At 64.0% G+C, this 21,333-nt stretch carries 19 protein-coding genes; 17 read left to right on the top strand and 2 right to left on the bottom strand.

What is annotated here, in order from left to right; translation table 11 throughout:
• Positions 1-18 precede the first annotated feature (18 nt).
• From ABQU90_RS05955 to ABQU90_RS05875, 17 genes are all read left to right on the top strand, one after another.
• Complete coding sequence (locus ABQU90_RS05955; protein WP_323521419.1) at positions 19-1,308, top strand: polysaccharide biosynthesis protein GumE; 1,290 nt, start codon at positions 19-21, stop codon at positions 1,306-1,308.
• Complete coding sequence (locus ABQU90_RS05950; protein ID WP_323521156.1) at positions 1,305-2,393, top strand: acyltransferase family protein; 1,089 nt, start codon at positions 1,305-1,307, stop codon at positions 2,391-2,393. Before ABQU90_RS05955 ends, ABQU90_RS05950 begins: the two co-directional genes overlap by 4 nt.
• Before the next feature lie 64 nt (positions 2,394-2,457).
• The gene (locus tag ABQU90_RS05945) at positions 2,458-3,495 is read left to right on the top strand and encodes an acyltransferase family protein (RefSeq protein ID WP_323521418.1); all 1,038 of its coding nucleotides are present in this window, start codon (positions 2,458-2,460) and stop codon (positions 3,493-3,495) included.
• A 67-nt stretch (positions 3,496-3,562) separates the two neighbouring features.
• Positions 3,563-4,705 carry a glycosyltransferase family 4 protein gene (locus ABQU90_RS05940; protein WP_055851516.1) on the top strand — a complete coding sequence of 381 codons (1,143 nt, stop codon included), beginning with the start codon at positions 3,563-3,565 and terminating at the stop codon, positions 4,703-4,705.
• Positions 4,702-5,751, top strand: coding sequence for a glycosyltransferase (locus ABQU90_RS05935; RefSeq protein WP_055851519.1), 1,050 nt, complete (start codon positions 4,702-4,704; stop codon positions 5,749-5,751). The genes ABQU90_RS05940 and ABQU90_RS05935 overlap by 4 nt, the downstream gene beginning before the upstream one ends.
• Positions 5,748-7,253 carry a lipopolysaccharide biosynthesis protein gene (locus ABQU90_RS05930; protein ID WP_115528104.1) on the top strand — a complete coding sequence of 502 codons (1,506 nt, stop codon included), beginning with the start codon at positions 5,748-5,750 and terminating at the stop codon, positions 7,251-7,253. Before ABQU90_RS05935 ends, ABQU90_RS05930 begins: the two co-directional genes overlap by 4 nt.
• Positions 7,254-7,317: 64 nt before the next feature.
• Positions 7,318-8,523 (top strand): GumK N-terminal domain-containing glycosyltransferase, encoded by a 1,206-nt coding sequence (locus ABQU90_RS05925; protein WP_323521155.1) that lies wholly within the window; start codon positions 7,318-7,320, stop codon positions 8,521-8,523.
• A gap of 41 nt (positions 8,524-8,564) precedes the next feature.
• Positions 8,565-9,359 carry a polysaccharide pyruvyl transferase family protein gene (locus ABQU90_RS05920; protein WP_055851527.1) on the top strand — a complete coding sequence of 265 codons (795 nt, stop codon included), beginning with the start codon at positions 8,565-8,567 and terminating at the stop codon, positions 9,357-9,359.
• 4 nt (positions 9,360-9,363) lie between these two features.
• The gene (locus tag ABQU90_RS05915; protein ID WP_161963906.1) at positions 9,364-10,158 is read left to right on the top strand and encodes a WecB/TagA/CpsF family glycosyltransferase; all 795 of its coding nucleotides are present in this window, start codon (positions 9,364-9,366) and stop codon (positions 10,156-10,158) included.
• Positions 10,159-10,193: 35 nt separating this feature from the next.
• Positions 10,194-10,655, top strand: a complete 462-nt coding sequence (locus ABQU90_RS05910; RefSeq protein ID WP_115513289.1) for a cupin domain-containing protein — start codon at positions 10,194-10,196, stop codon at positions 10,653-10,655.
• A 91-nt stretch (positions 10,656-10,746) separates the two neighbouring features.
• Positions 10,747-11,760 carry a TraB/GumN family protein gene (locus ABQU90_RS05905; RefSeq protein WP_055851538.1) on the top strand — a complete coding sequence of 338 codons (1,014 nt, stop codon included), beginning with the start codon at positions 10,747-10,749 and terminating at the stop codon, positions 11,758-11,760.
• Positions 11,761-11,972: 212 nt separating this feature from the next.
• On the top strand, positions 11,973-13,004 hold the full coding sequence (locus tag ABQU90_RS05900) for a 3-oxoacyl-[acyl-carrier-protein] synthase III C-terminal domain-containing protein (RefSeq protein WP_323521154.1): 1,032 nt from the start codon (positions 11,973-11,975) through the stop codon (positions 13,002-13,004).
• A complete protein-coding gene (locus ABQU90_RS05895) occupies positions 13,004-13,852 on the top strand; it encodes an MBL fold metallo-hydrolase (protein ID WP_323521153.1) in 849 nt (282 codons plus the stop codon). Before ABQU90_RS05900 ends, ABQU90_RS05895 begins: the two co-directional genes overlap by 1 nt.
• Positions 13,849-14,808 (top strand): NAD-dependent epimerase/dehydratase family protein, encoded by a 960-nt coding sequence (locus tag ABQU90_RS05890; RefSeq protein WP_323521152.1) that lies wholly within the window; start codon positions 13,849-13,851, stop codon positions 14,806-14,808. Before ABQU90_RS05895 ends, ABQU90_RS05890 begins: the two co-directional genes overlap by 4 nt.
• Complete coding sequence (locus ABQU90_RS05885) at positions 14,799-15,953, top strand: glycosyltransferase (protein WP_323521151.1); 1,155 nt, start codon at positions 14,799-14,801, stop codon at positions 15,951-15,953. Before ABQU90_RS05890 ends, ABQU90_RS05885 begins: the two co-directional genes overlap by 10 nt.
• Positions 15,874-16,542, top strand: a complete 669-nt coding sequence (locus ABQU90_RS05880; protein ID WP_323521150.1) for a hypothetical protein — start codon at positions 15,874-15,876, stop codon at positions 16,540-16,542. The genes ABQU90_RS05885 and ABQU90_RS05880 overlap by 80 nt, the downstream gene beginning before the upstream one ends.
• Positions 16,532-17,818, top strand: coding sequence for a glycosyltransferase (locus ABQU90_RS05875; RefSeq protein WP_323521149.1), 1,287 nt, complete (start codon positions 16,532-16,534; stop codon positions 17,816-17,818). Before ABQU90_RS05880 ends, ABQU90_RS05875 begins: the two co-directional genes overlap by 11 nt.
• Before the next feature lie 398 nt (positions 17,819-18,216).
• Here the strand turns inward: ABQU90_RS05875 and dxs are convergent, their stop codons facing one another.
• On the bottom strand, positions 18,217-20,133 hold the full coding sequence (gene dxs / locus ABQU90_RS05870; protein ID WP_115528095.1) for a 1-deoxy-D-xylulose-5-phosphate synthase: 1,917 nt from the start codon (positions 20,131-20,133) through the stop codon (positions 18,217-18,219).
• A gap of 496 nt (positions 20,134-20,629) precedes the next feature.
• A complete protein-coding gene (locus tag ABQU90_RS05865) occupies positions 20,630-21,286 on the bottom strand; it encodes an HNH endonuclease (RefSeq protein WP_115554037.1) in 657 nt (218 codons plus the stop codon).
• Positions 21,287-21,333: the final 47 nt, after the last annotated feature.

The raw sequence follows: 21,333 nt of genomic DNA, 5'->3' as shown, positions 1-21,333 counted from the left end.
GTGTGCATGCTGATCCGAATGAGCGAGGAAACCCGCGTTCGCTGGCATAACCTGCTGATCGAACTGACGCTGCTGGTCGGCGTGGGCTACAACCTGGTGCTGGCGCTGATCAACGCAAACGTGTTCACCGTGCGTCCGGTGATCACCTACGCCGTCGAATTCATCGTCTACGCGGCCTGCTTCCTGCTGGGCCTGGGCTCGCTGAGCCGTAAACGCATTGCGCTGATCATTAGCGGGCTTGGATTGATCGTCCTGCTGATGTTCGTGCGGTTCCTGGTGAACTGGCAGATCGATCCGAAATTCTTTCGCGATGCCCTGGTGGTGTTCGCGTTTGTGGTGCTGGGGTCTGCCTATACCGGCTCGGTGCCCAAGTTGTTCATCCGCATGACCATCATCGTCTCGCTGGTTGCTGCGTTCGAGCTGGCAATGCCGAGCGCCTACGGCGACCTGGTTAACCCGAAGAGCTTCTTCGTCAACGCGCGTGGCATGAGCGCCGAAGGGTTCTGGAACGAAGACAGCAACCTGTTCGTCAGCGCCACGCGGCCGGGCGAACGCAACTTCCTGCCAGGTTCCAATCTTCCGCGCGCCTCCTCGATGTTTATCGAGCCGGTGACGATGGGCAATTACATCTGCTTCTTTACCGCCATCGTGCTGGTGTTCTGGCGTTGGATGCGGCCGGCGGCGCTGGTCTTGTCGGTGGGGTTGATCGGTTTCATGATCGTTGCCTCGGATGGACGATTGGCGGCGGGCACCTGCGTGCTGATGGTGTTGCTGACGCCGCTATTGAAACGCCTGGATCAGCGATTGGCGTTTCTGGTGTTCTTGTTGGTGATCATGAGTGCGTGGCTGCTGGTGTGGATCACCGGGATCACGGCCTACCAGGACACCACCATGGGCCGGATATTTTTCACCGTTTACTCGATGGACAACCTGTCGTTCGAGTCCTGGCTGGGGCTGGATTTTGCACAGGCCTACCGTTACTTCGACAGCGGCATTTCGTACTTCATCGCGTCGCAGTCGATCGTCGGGGTGCTGGCATTCCTGTTGTCGTATTCGTTCCTGCTGCTGATGCCGAGCAAGGAAGGCCAGCTGTTCAAGAACCTGGCCATCTTCGCGTTTGCGCTGAGTCTGCTGGTGTCCAACGGCTACTTTTCGATCAAGACCTCGGCGCTGTGGTGGTTCGTGTGCGGCTGCCTGTGGCATATGCGTCCGACCTGGTCTGCGTCGGCGGTCTCCGCTGCTTCGATCAAGGATGATCCAACGGTTGATGGCGCGCAGTTGCCATTGCCTGCGGGAGCGGGGCGATGAGCTCGGCGGCGGCAGCGTCGTCGTCGGTCGCGTCTGATTCCGGCGTGCGGATTGCGGCCGGCGGGAAGGCGCGCGATCCGAGGATCGATGCGGCCAAGGCCATCGCGATCTTGCTGGTGGTGTTCTGCCATGCCAAGGGCGTGCCGAATGACATGACCTTGTTTGCCTACAGCTTCCACGTGCCTCTGTTCTTTTTGGTGTCTGGCTGGTTGGCCGCTGGTTATGCGTCGCGTACCACCAGCATGGCGCAGACGATCACCAAGCAGGCGCGCAGTCTGCTGCTGCCGTATGTCACCTTCTATCTGTTGGGCTACGCGTACTGGCTGCTGACCCGCAATATCGGCGAGAAGGCAGCGCGCTGGGGAAGTCACCCGTGGTGGGAGCCGATCGTGTCGCTGTTTACCGGGATCGGTCCGGACCTGTATGTGCAGCCGCCGCTGTGGTTTTTGCCGGTGATGCTGGTGACCGTGGTGAGCTATGTTTTGCTGCGGCGCGTACTGCCGCCGCTGGCGATTGCGGCGGCGGGATTGGTGCTGGCGTGGTTCTGGATGAACTGGTTCCCTGTGCAGGGAGTGCGGCTTTTTTTCGGGCTCGATGTGCTACCGGTGTCGTTGTGCTTCTACGCGCTGGGCGCGCTGTTGATTTACGTGTCGCCGCGTCTGCCGACCTCGTTGCCGGTCAGTGCGCTGGTGACCGTTGCATTGGCGGTTGTGGTGGCGTGGTTGGCGCAACGTAATGGGCGTATCGACGTCAACATGCTCGGCTTCGGCCGCGACCACGCCGTGTTTCTGCTCAGTGCGGTGCTGGGGTCGTTGATGGTGATCTGCGCGGCGCGGCTGGTGCAGAGCTGGGGCTGGGTACAGTGGATCGGCCGCAATACCTTGCTGATCCTGTGCACGCATATGCTGGTGTTCTTCGTGCTGTCCGGCGCTGCTGCGGTGGCGGGTGGATTCGGTGCAGGGCGGCCGGGCCTGGGTTGGGCGGTCTTCGTGACGGTGTTTGCGCTGGTCGCGTGCGTACCCATGCGCTGGCTGTTGATGCGTTTTGCTCCCTGGGCTTTGGGTGCGCGCACGGTGGCGGCATGACCGGCGCCGCGGCATGACGACTGCTCCGTATTCCCCGCAAGCCGCACACGACAAAACCGTGCCAATGCCCGGTCGCGCGCCGGCGCTGGCCCGCGATTGGCAGATCGATGCGGCAAAGGCGCTAGCCATCTTGCTGGTGGTGCTGGGGCACGCGAGCGGCATGCCGCATGCCTACAAACTGTTCGCCTACAGCTTCCATGTGCCGTTGTTTTTTGTGCTTTCCGGCTGGGTCGGCGAGCGCTTCGGACGTCGCGGGTTGAATGTGTCGACGGTGAAAAAGCTGGCGCGGACGTTGTTGATCCCGTACCTGGCGTTCTTCCTGGTGGCATACGGCTTGTGGTTGCTGACGGGCGTGCTCAATCATGCGTTCCAGCAGCCGGGCGCACGGGCGTGGTGGGACCCTTTCCTTGGCGTGTTCTGGGCCAACGGCACGCGCCTCTACGTGCTGCCGGCGTTGTGGTTTTTGCCGGCGTTGTTTGTCACAACGCTGACCTACATTGCATTGCGTGCACGTTTGAGCACGACGGTGGTAGCGGCGCTCAGCTTGCCGATTGCACTGGCATGGGCGGGATGGTTTCCCTCGTTGCAGCTGCGCTTGCCACTCGCGTTGGACGTGTTGCCGATCGCCTTGTTCTTCATCGCTGTGGGTGGGTGGCTATCGCGTTTTGCCGATGTGCTGCGCGCGCTTCCGGCATGGGTGTGGGCGTTGGCGCTGCCGGTCGTCGCAACGGCATGGTGGCTGCTGGCCGGAGCGAACGGGCAGGTGGACGTGAACAACCTGCTGTTCGGGCAATCGGCTGCGCTGTTCCTGCTGGTGAGTCTGTTGGGGACCGCGATGACGCTATGCGTCGCGTATTTCGTCCGGCACTGGCAGTGGGTGCAGTGGATCGGCACCAACACCTTGCTGATTCTGTGCACGCATACGCTGGTGTTCCTGGTGGTCACCAGTGTGGTTGCGCGCACCGGGATCATCGATCGCGGCCTCATTGGTACGCCGACGTGGGCGATGGGGCTCAGCGCATTTGCGATCGCGTGCGCGGTGCCGATGCGCGCGGTGCTGGTGCGTGCTGCGCCATGGATGTTGGGGTTGAAGAGTCAATGACGAATTTCAAGAATCATCAGTTGTCGCGGCACATGCGTGCGCGTCACTGGCACAGGAGATTGGCGTAATGAAAGTGGTGCATGTCGTCCGCCAATTCCACCCCTCGATCGGGGGCATGGAAGAAGTCGTTCTCAATGTTGCCCGCCAGCATCAGGCCAACAGCGCCGACACGGTGGAAGTAGTGACACTGGATCGCGTGTTCACCGACCCAGGTGCGCAGCTTGCGCCACAGGAAACCTATCAAGGTTTGCCGATCCGCCGGATTGGCTATCGTGGTTCGTCGCGCTATCCGTTGGCGCCATCGGTACTTGGTGCGATTGGGTCCGCCGATGTGGTGCATCTGCACGGAATCGATTTTTTCTACGACTATCTGGCAGTGACCAAACTGCTGCACGGCAAGCCGATGGTGGTGTCCACACACGGTGGGTTCTTCCATACCGCGTATGCGTCGCGGATGAAGCAGCTGTGGTTCCAGACACTCACGCGCACCTCGGCGTTGGCGTATTCGCGGGTGATCGCAACCAGCGAAAACGATGGCGATCTATTTGCCAAGGTGGTGTCGCCGGCACGCTTGCGGGTGATCGAAAACGGCGTGGACGTGGAGAAATATGCGGGGCAGGGTGCGGCCACTCCGGGTCGGACGATGCTGTATTTCGGGCGCTGGTCGGTCAACAAGGGGCTGATCGAAACGCTGGAGCTGCTGAAGGCGATGCTTGCGCGCGATCCGCACTGGCAGCTGATCATCGCCGGCCGCGAATACGATCTGAATGAAGCCGACTTGCGCAAGGCGATTGCCGAGCGCGGGTTGCAGGATAAGGTGCAGCTGAGCATGTCGCCGTCGCAGGAACAGCTGCGCGCATTGATGCAGCAGGCGCAGTTCTTCGTCTGCCTGTCGCGCCACGAAGGGTTTGGCATTGCCGCGGTGGAAGCGATGAGCGCGGGCCTGATTCCCATCCTCAGCGATATTCCGCCGTTTGTGCGGCTGGCCAGCGAGTCGGGGCAGGGCGTGATCGTCAACCGCGACAGGATCGAAGCGGCGGCCGACCAGGTGCAGGCGCTCGCACTGACGGCCGATGGCGACTTCGCAACGCGTCGTGCGGCATCGATGGCCTATGTCAGCCGCTACGACTGGAAGCATGTGGTGGGGCGCTACATCGACGAGTACCACAGTGCGCTGGGCACGCCGCGCCCGCAGGAGACACCGCGATGAGCGCGCTTGCATCTGCATCAATGACACGTGCGGCGGCCAAGCCGCAGGTCACGGTGCTGTTCTCCACCGAAAAACCCAATGCCAGCACCAACCCGTATCTGACCCAGCTCTACGACGCGTTGCCCGATGCAGTGCAGCCGCGCTTCTTTTCGATGCGCGATGCCCTGCTGTCGCACTACGACGTGCTGCATCTGCATTGGCCCGAATACCTGCTGCGCCATCCCAGCGCCGTGGGTACGTTGGCCAAGCAGCTTTGCGCGGCGCTGTTGCTGCTGAAGTTGCAGGTCACCGGTACGCCGGTGGTGCGCACCTTGCACAACCTCGCCCCGCACGAAGATCGCGGTTGGCGCGAACGTAGCTTGTTGCGCTGGACCGATCGTCTGACGCGCCGCTGGATCCGCATCAATGCCACCACGCCGGTGCGCCCGCCGTTTACCGACACCATCCTGCATGGCCACTACCGCGACTGGTTTGCGACGATGCCGCAAGGCACCACGGTGCCAGGGCGGTTGCTGCACTTCGGTCTGATTCGTCCGTACAAGGGCGTGGAAACGCTGCTGGAGGTCATGCGCGAGGTCAGCGACCCACGCGTGAATCTACGCATCGTCGGTAACCCGGCCACGCCGCAGATGCGCACGCTGGTGGAAGAGGCCAGTGCGCAGGATCCGCGCATCAGCGCATTGCTCGCCTATGTCGAAGAGCCGGTGCTGGCACGCGAGGTCAGCGAGGCCGAGCTGGTGGTGTTGCCGTACCGACAGATGCATAACTCCGGCACGTTGCTGCTCGCATTGTCGTTGGCGCGCCCGGTGCTGGCGCCGTGGAGCGAATCCAATGCGGCGATTGCCGAAGAAGTGGGGCCGGGCTGGGTGTTTCTGTACGAAGGCGAGTTCGACGCGGCGCTGTTGACCGGCATGCTCGACACGGTGCGCGCTGCACCGCGCGGGCCGGCACCGGATCTATCGCAACGCGATTGGCCGCGCATCGGGCAGCTGCATTACCGCACCTACCTTGAAGCGCTGGGCAAGGATGGAGACGCCGCGCTGTGACCGCAGAAACCCCCACGACGTCTTCTCCCACACCACCGCCGCAACGCAGCCTGGGTTCGCGCGCTGCCGGCGGAGCAGCGGTGACAATGCTGGGCCAGTCGGCCAAGATGGTCGTGCAGTTCGGCGGCATCATCCTGCTGGCGCGGTTGCTGACACCCTACGACTATGGGTTGATGGCGATGGTCACCGCGATTGTCGGTGCAGCCGAGATCCTGCGCGATTTCGGCTTGTCGGCGGCCGCAGTGCAGGCCAAACACGTCAGCCGCGAACAACGCGACAACCTGTTCTGGATCAATAGCGGTATCGGTCTGGTGCTGTCGGTGGTGGTGTTCGCCTCGGCGCATGTGATCGCCAACTTCTACAAAGAGCCGGCGCTGGTCACGATCTCGCAAGCGCTTGCGGTGACGTTCCTGATCAACGGCATGACCACGCAATACCGCGCGCATCTGAGCCGTGGGTTGCGCTTCGGGCAGGTGGCGCTGAGCGATGTGGGCTCGCAAGTGCTGGGGTTGGGCGCGGCCGTTGCCGCTGCGCTGCTGGGCTGGGGCTATTGGGCATTGGTGGTACAGCAGGTGGTGCAGGCGGTGGTCAACCTGGTGATCGCGGGCAGCTGCGCACGTTGGCTGCCCGGTGGCTATCGGCGCGACGCGCCGATGCGCGATTTCATGAATTTCGGCTGGAACCTGATGGCCGCGCAGTTGCTGGGCTACGCCAGCCGCAATGTGGGGCAGGTGATCATCGGCTGGCGCACCGGGCCCGATGCGTTGGGTCTGTACAACCGCGCGTTCCAGCTGTTGATGATGCCGTTGAACCAGATCAATGCACCGGCGACCAGCGTGGCGTTGCCGGTGCTGTCGCAGTTGCAGGACGACCGCGAGCGTTTCAGCGCGTTTCTGCTGCGTGGGCAGACGGTGATGGTGCACCTGATCGTGGCGCTGTTCTCGTTCGCCTGTGCGGTGGCGATGCCGTTGATCGTGCTGGTGCTTGGCGAACAATGGCGCGAGGCAGTGCCGTTGTTCCAGGTGCTCGCACTAGGCGGTATTTTCCAGACCGCGTCCTACGCCACATATTGGGTGTTCCTGGCGCGCGGTTTGATGCGCGAGCAGTTGCTGTTCTCGCTGGTCAGTCGCGTTGTACTGATTGCCTGCATCTTCGTCGGTTCGCGTTGGGGCGCAATGGGGGTCGCGGTCGGCTACTCGTTCGGACTGCTGGTGACCTGGCCGATGTCGCTGATCTGGGTCGGCAAGATTTCCGATACGCCGGTGGGCGTGCTGTTCACCAACGCGGTACGCGCGATGGTGGCGTATGGCGTTGCCGGCGGCTGCGCGTATTACGCCTCGATCACCGTCGGCGGCCCGCTGTGGCAGCAATTGGCCGCAGGCGCAGCGGCGATGGCTGCAGTGTGCCTGCTGATGCTGGGCATCTGGCCGTCGTTCCGTCGCGATGTGATCTCCATCGTCAACATCCGCAAGTTGCTGAGTCAGGCCAAGGCGCGTCGATGAGATCGACATCGTCTTCGCCTGCATTCGGGCATGCTTTCTCCCACTCATTCATAGGACACGGCCCATGAGCGACACACCCGCCGCCGCCGCTTCCGGCATTCGCCGGCCTTGCTATCTGGTCTTGTCCGCACACGATTACCGCACACCGCGCCGCGCCAACATCCACTTCATCACCGATCAGCTTGCGCTACGCGGGACGACGCGATTTTTCTCGCTGCGTTACAGCCGGCTGTCGCGGATGAAGGGCGATATGCGGCTGCCGCTGGACGACACTGCCAATACCGTGGTGTCGCACAAGGGTGTGGAGTGCTATCTCTGGCGCACCACGGTGCATCCGTTCAATACGCGCCGGGCATGGCTGCAGTCTGTGGAAGATGCGATGTTCCGCTGGTATGCCGCACATCCGCCGAAACAGTTGCTGGACTGGATGCGCGAGGCAGATGTCATCGTGTTCGAAAGCGGCATTGCCGTGGCCTTTATCGAGCTCGCCAAGCGCATCAATCCGACCGCCAAGCTGGTGTATCGCGCCTCCGATGGATTGAGCACCATCAACGTCGCCTCCTATATCGAGCGCGAGTTCGACCGGGTTGCGCCCACCCTGGACGTCATCGCGCTGGTGTCGCCGGCCATGGCCGAAGAAGTTGCAAGCCGCGATAACGTCTATCACGTCGGGCATGGTGTGGATCACAACCTGGATCAGCTGGGCGACCCATCGCCGTACGGCGAAGGTATCCATGCGGTGGCGGTAGGGTCGATGTTGTTCGACCCGGAATTCTTCGTCGTTGCCAGCAAGGCGTTTCCGCAAGTCACGTTTCATGTGATCGGGTCGGGCATGGGCCGCCACCCAGGCTATGGCGATAACGTCGTCGTTTATGGTGAAATGAAGCACGTCGAGACGATCGGCTACATCAAGCACGCGCGGTTCGGCATCGCGCCGTATGCGTCGGAGCAGGTGCCGGTGTATCTGGCCGATAGTTCGATGAAGCTGTTGCAGTACGACTTTTTCGGCTTGCCTGCGGTGTGTCCGAATGCGGTGGTCGGGCCGTACCAGCAGTCGCGCTTTGGTTACACGCCCGGCAACGCCGAATCGATCGTCGCTGCAATCGGGCAGGCGCTGGAAGCGCCGCATGTGCGTTATCGCCAATGTTTGAACTGGTCCGACACCACCGACCGCGTGCTGGATCCAGCCGCGTATCCGGAAACCCGTTTGTATCCGCAGCACACCGGCGCCGCCGCGCGTGCTTCCTCGGAGGCCGCGCTCTCGCATTGATGCAGCGCACCTCAACCGTTTGAGACAGGAGACCTCTCTTTATGGCCAACGCTTTGCTGCAGAAGTGGATAGAACACGCAGAACGTCGCGCATTGTTCTGGTGGCAGCCGAAAAACGCTGGCGTCAACATGGGGGATCACCTGTCCAAGGTGATCGTGTCCTGCGCGCTCTCCTTGCAGGACAAGACCCTGATCGAGAAGCGCGATCTCAGCAAGAAGCTCATCGCGATCGGGTCGGTGCTGCATTTTGCCAAAGACGGCGACACCGTCTGGGGCAGCGGCATCAACGGCAAGATTCCGGCCGAGCGCAATACCTTCAGCACGCTCGACGTGCGTGCGGTGCGCGGGCCCAAGACCCGTCAATTTCTGCTGGACCGTGGCATCGCGGTGCCGGAAGTTTATGGCGACCCGGGTTTGCTGACCCCGATGTTCTTCCCGGCCGAGGCATTGGGCGCGGTGGAAAAGCGTCCGTTTGCGATCGTTCCGCATTTCAACGAGCCGGTCGAAAAGTACAGCGCGTACGCAGACCACCTGGTGTTCCCCAACGTCAAGCCGGCAACGTTCATGAGCCAGCTGCTGGGTGCCGAACTGGTGGTCAGCAGTTCGCTGCACGGACTGATTCTTGCTGAAGCCTATGGCATTCCGGCGGTGTATCTGGACTGGGGCAATGGCGAAGACCGCTTCAAGTACGACGATTACTACTACGGCACCGGACGCACGCAGTGGCACTCGGGCAACAACGTCGAAGAGTGTCTGAAACTGGGCGGCAACGGCGCGTTCGATCTGGAAAAACTGCAGGCCGGTTTGCTGGCTGCATTCCCCTACGACCTTTGGTGATTCGATGATGCAGGGCCAGCGTGTGGACAGTGACACAACGACTGTTGCGGCCGTCACCACGCCGCCAGGCGTGGTGATTCCGCTGGGCGGGTTTCCGGTGTTGTCCACCACGCAGGAGGCATTCGCGCTGGATCTGTTCCATGCAGTGGCCGCGCAACAGCCACGCCGTGTGTTCTTCGCCAACACCAATTTTGTGGTGCAGTGCCAGGCGCTACGGATGCGCATGCGTGAGCCCAGCGTGCGGATCGTCAACGACGGCATCGGGATGGATCTGGCGGCGCGGCTGATTCATGGCCGCCGCTTTGCCGGCAACCTCAATGGCACCGATCTGATTCCGTATCTGTGCCGCGAGGCTGCGCAACCGCTCAAGTTTTTCCTGTTGGGTGGACGCCCTGGCGTGGGCAAGACTGCGGCGGCGACCTTGACCGATAGGTTGGGTCAGCAGGTGGTCGGCATGTGCGATGGCTACGGCGAATTTGCCGCGGCGGGCGAAGGTCTGGCCGAGCGCATCAACCGTTCCGGTGCCGATGTGCTGCTGGTGGCGTTCGGAAATCCGCTGCAGGAGCGCTGGATTCTCGATCACAGCCAGGCGCTGCATGTGCCGCTGGTGTTCGGCGTCGGTGCGCTACTCGACTTTTTATCCGGCACCGCCAAGCGCGCGCCGGACTGGGTGCAGCGTCTGCATCTGGAATGGATGTACCGGTTGCTCCACGAGCCGCGCCGTCTGCTCAAGCGCTATAGCTGGGACCTGCTGGTGTTCTTCCGCACCTGTCTGCGCGCGGGCAAGCACCTGCCCTGATGCATGGCGGCTGCGTCTGGGCTTAGCATGCACGCATGCATCCGACTGCCGCCGCCCTGATCCGCTCGCTCGACCTGTCGCCGCATCCGGAAGGCGGGCACTTTCGCCGTGTGTATGCGTCCGAGCGTCAGGTCAGCGACAACGGCCGGCTCCGCCCCGCGCTGACCGCGATCCGTTTTTTGCTCGCTGCCGGCGAATGCAGCGCCTGGCACCGTGTAGATGCTGAGGAAAGCTGGCATTGGCAACAAGGCGATGCGCTGGAATTGCTGATTTACGACGAAGCCAGCGGGCAGCTGCAGCGCTTGATTCTGGACGCCGCCGACCGTGGCGAACCGATGCAGGTGGTTCCCGCAGGGCAGTGGCAGGCGGCACGTTCGCTGGGCGACTTCACCCTGGTGGGTTGCACGGTGTCGCCGGGATTCGTGTGGGAGGGATTTGCGCTGCTCGACGCCACTTCGCCATTGGCCACCCACCTGGCCACACTCACCCCACGCTGATCGATCACGGTGCCGCGTGCGGCCGAACGCTTCCCTAACGCGGCGCGCTCGGGCTTGGCGTACTGTCCGCCTCAAACAGGGGCGACATGTGATGCGATACAGGGCAACGTTATGGGGCGCCGGCGTGATGCTGGCATCGATGCTGGCGACGGCCAGCGAGACCGCGGCGCAAACAGCGGCCGCGCCACCGCCGGTGGTCGACCTGGAGGCGATGGTGGTGCGCGGCGTGCAGCCCGGCCCGGGCTTGTGGAAGGTCAGCAAGGGCGATCACGTGTTGTGGATCCTGGGCACCTTGTCGCCATTGCCGAAACGGCTGCAATGGCAGTCGGCCGAGGTGGAAACCATCATCGGCCAGTCCCAGCAGGTACTGATGGCGCCAACCGTGCAGGTCGATGCAGACATGGGCTTCTTCGGCAAGCTGACCTTGCTGCCATCGGCGATGAAGGCGATGAAGAACGAAGACGACCGCGAACTGCGCGATGTGTTGCCTGCCGATCTATATGCGCGGTGGACTGTGGCCAAGGCGCGCTACATCGGCAGCGATCGTGGCGTGGAGCGCAAACGCCCGATGCTGGCGGCCGGCGAGTTGTATCAGGCGGCGATCAAGCGCTCCGGCCTGGCCCGTTCGCCGGTGATCTGGTCGGTGGTGGAACGTGCGGCCAAGCGCGCAGGCATCAAGCCCACGCCAACCGCGCTGGACTACAAGATCAAGGACCCGCGTCAGGCGCTCAAGGAGTTCCGTGCCGGCGGCATGGACGACACCGCCTGCTTTCGCAGCATCCTGGTGACGGTGGAGCGCGATCTGCCGACCATGGTCGAGCGCGCCAACGCCTGGTCGGTGGGCGATATCGAGGCCTTGCGTCAATTGCCGCGCGAAGATCCGCAAGCGGCGTGTATGAGCGCGATGGCCAGCTCCGGCGCCGCCAGAAAACGCGGCATCGACGATCTGGAGCGGCGCATGCGCGAACATTGGCTAGGCATCGCCACCACCGCGCTGCAACGCAATCGCAGCACCTTCGCGGTACTGCCGATCAGCCGCATGACCACGCCGGATGGCTATCTGGCGCGCTTGCAGGCGCTGGGGTACGAGGTAGAAGCGCCTTGAGCGATCGCCCTCGCGCATGAGCTCGTCGTAGAGCTGCCGGCGGGGCGAGGGGGCAATCAGGATCGCGACGTGCGGCGCTGGTCGCAGTGCACCGGCTCGTCAGCTGCAGCCGGGCGGCAGTTGAGTGGCCGCTGTTTCGGTCATCGTTCGTTCGTGCGCACCGCCACGTTGTCGCTGTCACCTCGGGTTAGGCCAGCCTAGCCAGCCACGGTATGCTGCGCGCCTTGTTCACTGAGAGCTCCGCGTTGAACGCACTGCCGCTGCGCATCCTCGGTACCGGGCGCCACCTCCCGGCCAGGGAAGTCACTTCGCACGCGCTGGACGCGCGCTGGCAGTTGCCGGCCGGTACCACCTTTGCGCGCCTGGGAGTTGCCACGCGCCATTACGTCGGCGAGGGCGAGACCGCATCGTCGATGGGGGCCGCCGCCGCGCAGCAGGCATTGGCCAACGCGGGCATCGACAGCAGCCAGATCGATTGCCTGATCTCTGCCTGCAGCGTGATGGAGCAGCCCATCCCCTGCCAGGCGGTGTTGATCCAGCGCGCATTGGGGCTGGGCGATTCCGGCATTCCTGCCTTCGACGTCAATGCAACCTGCCTGAGCTTTGTGGTTGCGCTGGACATGGCCGCCAATGCGCTGGCGCTAGGCCGTTACCAACGCGTGCTGATCGTCTCCAGCGAAGTGGCATCGGCCGGTCTGGATGAGGCAATACCCGCCACCGCCGGTCTGTTCGGCGATGGCGCTGCGGCCGTGGTGGTCGGGCGTAGCAGCACCGATGACGGCTCGGCCTTGCTGTCCAGTCGCCTGTCCAGTTATGGCAGCGGCGCAGATGTGTGCCGCATTCGCGGTGGCGGTACCCGCGCAGCGCATGAGCAGGACAGCGCGCCGGATACGTCGCGCGCATTCTGGATGGATGGTCGTAGTGCCTACCGCTTTGCTGCGCGCCATCTGCCGGCATTCTGGGAACAGTTGCTGCACGATGCCGGCATCACCGCGGCGCAACTGCGCTACCTGGTGCCGCATCAGGCCTCCGGTGGCGGCCTGGATCACGTGGTGCGCGCGCTGGGGCTACGCAGCGATCAGGTCGTGCGCATCCTGCACGCCACCGGCAACCAGGTGGCCGCTTCGCTCCCGCATGCCTTGCATCACGCCTGCGTCGATGGGCAACTGCAGCGCGGCGACGTGTTTGCGCTGCTCGGCACCGGCGCCGGTCTGGCGATCGGCGGCATGGTGTTGCGCTACTGATGCGCGTGCGCGTTTCTCTCGAACTCTTGCGCGTCGGCCACTGCCGGCATTGCGAGCGCATGGTGCGTGCAGACGGCCATTGGCATGCGGTGGAATTTCCCGCGTTGAGTGTGTTGATCCGGCACCCGCAGCGTGGGGCGCTGCTCTACGACACCGGCTACGCCACGCATTTTTTCCAGGCCACCGATCCCTGGCCGGAGCGCCTGTATCGCTGGACCACCCCGGTGACCCTGCCCACGCACGAAACCCTGCGCGCGCAGCTGGCACGGCGCGACGTGCAGCTGGACGACATTGCCTGGTGCCTGATTTCGCATTTTCATGCCGACCACGTAGGCGGTTTGCGCGATCTGCCGAACGCACGCTTCCTCTGTCTGCGTGCGGACTACCAGCAGCTGCGCAGTTGCTCGCGCCTGGGGGGATTGCGCCGTGCCTTGCTGCCGCAGCTACTGCCGTCGGATTTCGATCAACGCTTGCAGTTTGCCGAGCAGGCGCCGCAGCGCGAGCTGAGCGGCGCCTGGAAGGGCCTGGGCACCGCATACGATCTGTTCGAAGACGGTAGCGTGCTTGCCGTGCCGCTGCCCGGCCACGTACCCGGACAAATGGGCCTGTGGCTACGAGACCAGCATGATCGCGAGGTGCTGCTCTGCGCAGATGCGGTGTGGTCGTCGGCCACCTGGGCAACATTGCAGTGGCCGGCGTGGCCCACCCGTTTGCTGATGCACGACTGGAGCGCTTTCCAGCGCACCGTACAGCAGTTGCATGGGTTGTCGCAGGCGCATCCGGAGTTGGCGATCCTGCCCTCGCATTGCCAACCCAGTCTTGACCGTTACCAACCGGAGTGGCGATGAGCCTGCGTATTCTCGTGACCGGCGCATCCGGTTTTGTCGGCGGCTCCTTCATGCGCCGTTTCCAGGGACAACCCGGTGTGGAGATTCACGGCATCGGGCGTCGTGCCAGCGAATTACCCAACTATCACCGCATCGATCTGAGCCAACCGTTCTCGCTGGACTGGCAGCCGGACGTGGTGATCCACGCCGCGGCACTGGCATCCCCGTGGGGGACTCGCGCGCAGTTCCAACTGCACAACGTGCAGGCCACCGCCAATGTCATCGATTTCTGCATGCGCAACGGCTGTCCACGCTTGCTGTACGTGTCCTCCAGCTCGGTGTTTTACCGCGAGGCGCATCAATACGATCTGGATGAAAACAGCCCCATCGGCCCGCACTTCGTCAACACGTACGCCCACACCAAATACCTCGGCGAAACCTTGCTGGAGCGCTATCCGGGGCAGGCATCGGTGTTGCGCCCGCGCGCGGTATTCGGACCGGGCGACACGGTGTTGTTCCCGCGTGTGATCGCCGCTGCGCGCAAAGGTGCGTTGCCGCGCTTTGTCGGCCAGACCCAACCGGTGATCGGCGATCTGATCTATATCGATACGCTCTGCGACTACCTCTACCGCGCGGCCACGGCACCGCAGCTGCAGAGCGCCTACAACCTTACCAACGCACAGCCGGTGGATCTGCAGCAAACGGTGCTGGATGTGCTGGCGCGCCTGCAACTGCCGTTGCCGCACCGCGAAGTGCGCATCGGCACCGCGCTGCGCATGGCCAGCGTGGTGGAAGGTCTTTATCGCGTGCTGCGGTTGCGCGGCGAGCCGCCGATCACGCGGTTTGGCGTCGGTGCGTTTGCCTACTCCAAGACCTTCAATCCGCAACGCACGCTTGCCGATCTGGGGGCGCCCAGCGTGGGCGTGGAAGAGGGCATCGAGGCGTTCGTGCGTTGGCAGGCGGCGCAGTGGGTGTAGCCGTGCTCGCATTGGCCGCGCTGTATCTGAGCCTGCTGGTGGTGAAGACGGGCGCGGCGCTGTGGGTCATGCGTGACGCGCGCGCACGGCCAGCACGCGGTCTTGCCGGTACCCAGGCAGAGGTGGCGATCCTGCAGCCGATTCTGGGCGGTGACGCGCATTTGCAGAGTGTGCTGGCGGCCAATCTGCAGGCGCTGCCAGCCGCGCATTTTTTTTGGCTGATGGACGCGGACGATGCGGCCGGAAACACGGTCGCAGATGCGCTGATCATGCAGTACCCGCAGGTGCGCATTACCCGGATGCTGGTGCCCGCGGCGCCGGCCAGCATCAATCCCAAGGCGTGGAAGCTCGAATATGTGCTTGCCCAGGTGCAGACGCCGATCTGCCTGATCCTGGACGACGATGCGCAGCTGAGCGAAGCCGCGCTGTCGCAGCTATTGCAGGATCTAAGCGACGCCGACGTGGTGACTGCGTTGCCGTATTACTGCGACAGCGACACCTTGGCAGGCCGCCTGCTGTCGCAGTTCGTCAACAACAATGCCGCGCTCACCTATCTGGGCTGGCTGCCGTTCGCGGCGCCGTTGACCATCAACGGCATGTGCTACGCCGCGCGCACGGCGCAACTGCGTGCCTGGGGCGGTTTTGCCACGTTGCTGGAGCAACTGACCGACGATCTGGCGGTTGCCACGCTGGTCCGCGCACGCGGTGGGCGGCTGTGGCAATCCACTGCGCCGGTGGCGATGCGCACCGCGATGCCGGATCTGCACAGCTACGCGCGGCAGATGCATCGCTGGATGTTGTTCGCCTTGATCCTGCTTCGGCAGCAACGTCTGCGCACGCGTAGCGCCATCGGCATCTTGCAGGGCTTGCCGCCGTTGTTGCTGGTTGCCATGTTGATCGGCGCCTGCGTGTGGCCTTCGTGGCCGGTGGGGGCAGGCGTGGTCGTCACGTTATTGCTGCGCGCAGTGCTGCTCTGCGCTGTGCAATGGCGTGCAACCGGTGCGGTGCGCCATCGCCCGCTGTTATCGCTCTGCGCCGAGTGTCTGCAACCGCTGCATCTGCTGCATGCCGCGTTGGTGCGCACCATTCGCTGGCGCACCCGCCGTTACCGCGTGTTGTCGAACGGGTGCTTCCGTGCGCAGTGACGCCGCGTTGTTGCAGATCGCCTTCCTGACCGGGCAAAGCGACCCGGCACGTTGCGCCTTGAGTGCAGAACAACACGAATTTCTGCACGCGCTGCAAGGCGCGCGCCGACGACTGATCGCGTGCAATTACCCGTACTGGCCGGACAGTGCTCCACATCGGCGCATGCCGCTATGGCGCGCGAGTCTGTCCAATGCGCGTCACTATCTGCAGGCGCGTGCCGGTCGCGTTGCAGAGGCTGATCGCGCGCGGGTCAGTGCACTGCTGCAGCAGACGCCGATGACGGTGCTGCTGGCCGGAAGTTGCGGACTGCAGTTGCTGACCGCACTGCAGTTGCCGCAGGCACTACGCGCGCGGCTGGCCGTGTTTGCGTACGGCCCGGTCTGTCGGACGCCTGCTGCATTCGGTCACGTGCGCGTAGTGCAAGGGCAGGGCGATCGGATCTCGCGTGCGCTGTTCGATGGTGCGGTTGAGCTGACGCCGGCCTGCGGTCATATGGAGTATTTGCGCGATGCAGCGGTGCTTGCCAGCTGCCAGGCCTTTGTTGCGGAGGTCGAGCAGCATGTGCAGAGCGGTGCAGATGCGGATTGATCTGATCGCGCCGCCGTACAGCGGCCATCTGCATCCGATTCTGGCCATTGCGCGCCAGCTCGCGGCCCGGCATGACGTCCACGTCATCAGCACGCCGGCGGCGCAGGCGCGTATCGCTGCCTGCGGGGTGTACGCGGCAAGCGTGCTGGACGCGCAGGCCGATCGAATCTTGATGCAGATCGCCAACCCGCCACACGCCGTGGGCCATCACCCGTTGCGTCTACGCCGACAGCTTCACGATGCGCTCGGCCTGATGGCACGTGTGGGCACTGCATTGCAGCAGCGCTGGAGCGAGCGACGGCCGGATCTGGTCATCGTCGATTTCACCCTGCCCAGCGCCGGGCTGACAGCGCAGGCCATGGGGATTGCGTGGTGGACCAGCATGCCGTCGCCCTGCGTGATCGAAACCCATGACGGCCCGCCCGCCTATTTCGGTGGGTTGCTGCCTGCAACCAGCATGCGTCAGCGTGTCTGGCATGGGGTGGCAAGGCGGCTTACGCGCGGATTCAAACGCAGCTTGCATGCCTGCTATCGGCACCAGATGCGTGCCTGCGGCTTGCCGGCGCTCTACCGCAGCGATCGCAGCGAGGCGGTGTATTCGCCGCAGTGCATTCTGGCGTTGGGGCTGCCGTCGTTCGAATTCGCACAGCGCTGGCCGGCGGCGCTGCGCTTTGTCGGGCCGCAGTTGTGCACGCCGCCATCGACCGTGGCGGCTCCCGAATTCGTCCCTGGTCATCGCCATGTGCTGATTACGTTGGGCACGCATCTGCAATGGGTCAAGCAGCGCATGGATGGCGTGCTGCGCGCGCTGGCGCCGCAGTTTCCCGAGGTGATCTTTCACTTCAGCGATGGCGATACGACCGCGCCGTACCAGCATGGGCAGGGCAATTATCGGCGCCTGCCGTATGTGGATTACGCGCAGCATCTGCATCGCTACGATCTGGTCATCCACCACGGCGGTGCCGGCATTCTGTATGCCTGCCTGGCCGCGGGATTGCCGTCGATCGTGTATCCGCTGGACTACGACCAGTTCGATCACGCTGCGCGTCTGCAGGTGGCAGGTGCCGCAACGTGGCTGCGCGAGCTGAGTGCATTGCCGCAGGTGCTGGGCGCGGCGCTGGCGGCTGCTGGTCCACGCTCGGGCGTGCTGCGTTTGCAGACGGAGTTGCAGCAGATCGCGGCGCAAGCGCGCATCGTGCGGCTGGTGGAGGCCTTCGCGCAGACGGGAACTGTGCCGAGCGACGACGGAATCGACGGCATTGCAGCCCAGGCGTGATGCATCGCGTGCGTTGATCTTGCAGGTGCAATGCGCAGTGGTGCAGCTGCTGATGAAAGTGATGCTTTCTTTAGTGCGTAAGCCTCAGCGCTGTCGCTGCGGATGCCGGTGACCGAGTCGCGCAGGGTCTGCAAGCGGCCTTGCGCCTGCATAGCGAACCGGTGCGATGTATCCGTCGCCGCGCAGGCGTCGCATCGAGATCATCCATGGCACGCAGGAAACGTCACACGCAGAACGCATCGCGCGCCTTGGCGTGGCTAACACACTGATGCGAGCAATCGTCGTTCGACCAAAATCAACGCGAGCAAGTCGCGCACAAACGGGTCACCTGAAATCGCACCTATCAACGTGTCCACACGACCGGCGAGCCCAGTCGTGTGGATAGCGCAGCGCAGCGCTTAACCCGCCGCGGCGTTTCGCGGTGGTGTGCTGCTGGCCATCAGCTGCGGCCAACGCTTGAGCACCGCGGCGCGGATGCCGGTCTGGTCGATGCAGGCTTCGGCCAGCAGGTCTTCGCGGCTGGCGTGGTGCTGGAAGCTGTCCGGCAGGCCCAGGTGCAGCATGGGCATGGTGATGGCTTCGGCATTGAGCAGTTCGGCCACGCCCGAGCCGGCGCCACCGGCAACGACGTTGTCTTCGATGGTGACGAAGCCGTCGTGGGTCTTGGCCAGCTCCAGCAGCATGGCCTTGTCGAGCGGTTTGACGAAGCGCATGTTGACCACGGTCAGCCCCAGTTCGCGGCCGACTGCTTCTGCTGCTTCCACGGTCACGCCGAAGCCCAGCAGCGCGATGCGCGTGCCGCTGTGTCGCAACTGCGCCTTGCCGATCGGCAACGTAGCCAGCGATGCGTCCAATGCCACGCCCGGGCCGGTGCCGCGCGGGTAGCGCACCGCCGCCGGGCCTTCGTAACGCACACCGGTACTCAGCATCTGGCGGCACTCGGCTTCGTCGGCCGGTGCCATCACCACCATGTACGGCACGCAGCGCAGGAAACTCAGATCCAGGTTTCCGGCATGCGTGGCGCCATCGGGGCCTACCACGCCGCCGCGGTCGATTGCGAACAGCACATCCAGCTGCTGGACCGCCACGTCGTGCACCAATTGGTCGTAACCGCGCTGCAGGAAGGTGGAGTAGATCGCCACCACGGGCTTGGCGCCCTGAGTCGCCATGCCGGCGGCCAGCGTCACCGCGTGCTGCTCGGCAATCGCGACATCGAAGTAGCGCTGCGGATATTCCTTGCTGAAACGCACCAGGCCCGAGCCTTCGCGCATCGCCGGGGTGATCACCAGCAGCTTGGGCTCGGCGGCGGCCATGTCGCAGACCCAGTCGCTGAAGACATCGGTGTAGGTGGGCTTCTTGGCGCCGGTCTTGGCCACCAGCCCCTTGCTCGGATCGAATGGGCCGACCGCGTGATAGCCGATCTGGTCGCCTTCGGCCAGCTCGTAGCCCTTGCCCTTGGTGGTGATGACATGCAGCAGCTGCGGGCCCTTGAGTGTCTTCAGGGTCTTCAGCGCGCCGACCAGGCTGGGCAGGTCGTGGCCATCGATCGGGCCGGTGTAGTGGAAGCCCATTTCCTCGAACAGCGTGGACGGCACGAACATGCCTTTCCAGTGTTCTTCCCAGCGCCGCACGAAGCGCGCAGTCGGGTTGTTCTTCTTGTCGCCGAGGATCTTCTTGCCGCCTTCGCGGATGGCGTTGAGCGTGCGGCTGCCGCTGGCGCGGCCCAGCATCTTGGTCAACCCGCCCACCGCTTCGGAGATCGACATGCGGTTGTCGTTGAGGATCACCAGCAGGTTTGGTTCCGGGTTCATGCCACCGGCGTGGTTGAGCGCCTCGTAGACCATGCCGGCCGTCATCGCGCCATCGCCGATCACCGCCACGACTTTGCGGTCGTCGCCATTGCGCTGCGCCGCGATCGCCATGCCGAGCGCGGCCGAGATCGAGGTGGACGAATGGCCCACACCGAAGGTGTCGTAGATGCTTTCTTCGCGCTTGGGAAACGGCGCCACGCCGTCCTTCTGCTTGACCGTATGGATCTGGTCGCGACGGCCGGTGAGGATCTTGTGCGGGTAGGTCTGATGCCCCACGTCCCACACCAGCTGATCGACCGGGGTCTGATACAGGTAGTGCAGGGCGACGGTGAGTTCGATCACGCCCAGGCCGGCCGCGAAGTGCCCGCCGCTCTTGCCCACCGACTCGATGAGGTAGGAACGCAGTTCTTCCGCGATCGCCGTGAGCTCGGTCTCGTCGAAGCTACGCAGATCGTCGGGGGTCTGGATGCGCGACAGGCGCGGATAGCGGGTTGAATCGATCATCGTCGTGTCAATGTTCTGAAGCCATATTGTCCTCCCCATGCGAAGGCCCGGCAAGCAAACCGGTTCAGCTGTCAGCGGGTGGTGATGGTCCGGCGCGCCGTCGCTGCTGGTGTGTGCGGTCCTTGCTTGCGCCTGCGGCAATCTGCCGCACCCGGGAGGCGGGGCGTCGTGGTGTTTACCGCACCTCGCACCAATCACTACAGGCGGCGCACCGCGGCCTTTGTGGGTGTCGCTGTTGGTGTGTCGCGCGCAGTTTGGGTGGGCAGTTGCGGGCGCATGCTGTCGGTCGGAGTTGCGGCTCCAGCCGTGTGCCGTAATCCGCGAAGGCAACGCAGCGTGGAGTGAAAAGCAAGCAGGGTCAGGCGAGCCTTTGCTGGAGGACCACCGTCGTTACCGGCACGCAAGCCGCTTTCCCGATCACGCAGCCATCAGCTGCAGTGGCTGGCATTGCGGGCGTCGTTCAGCGCGTCGTCGCGGGTGCTCGCACCCAGCAGCCCTAAAGCGACAGCTTCGAACGCTTGGGCAATTGCGCGCGCAGGAAGGCCATCTGATCGGACAGGATGTTGCGGTTGGACAGGATCAGATGCTCGATCCAACTCGGCCGATACGGCACTGCCAGCAGCGGCATGTGCGCCTGCTGTGGCGTGCGGTTGGCCTTGCGCGAGTTGCACTGGAAGCAGGCGGTGACCACGTTCTCCCAGCTGTCGCGCCCGCCCTTGGAAACCGGCATGACGTGATCGCGAGTCAGATGCGGGCGGCTGAAGTGCTGGCCGCAGTACATGCACAGCTGCGAATCGCGTGCGAACAACGCGGTGTTGCTCAAGGTCGGGGTGGGGTCCAGCGCGCGCGAACGGGCGTGGCCGCGCGCAGCGATGATCGGGTGCAGCTCCAGCGTGCTGCGCTCGCCGGTCAGCCGCGAAATACCACCGTGGATCTGCATGCAGGGCTCGCCCAGCGTCCAGGACACCGCCCGGCGGGCATACAGGCAGGCCGCATCTTGCCAGTTGATCCAGTCCAGCACGCGGCCGTGTGCATCGAGGGAAAGCAGGCGCAAGGTGGGAAGTTGCTGGATCGCAGCGACAGCGCTGCCCGCGACCGGGGCAAGGATGCCTCCGGGGACGATCACATCACGAACGTGCGTGTCTGTCTCCATCGGGAAAACAGCTTATACCCGATCGTTGACAGTTTGTGTATCGCAGC

This window comes from Xanthomonas sp. WHRI 10207, from assembly GCF_040202975.1.
In the GTDB taxonomy this organism is placed as follows: Bacteria; Pseudomonadota; Gammaproteobacteria; order Xanthomonadales; family Xanthomonadaceae; genus Xanthomonas.
The sequence above is the reverse complement of the archived record's forward strand: the minus strand, read 5'-3'. Positions and strand labels throughout refer to the sequence as shown.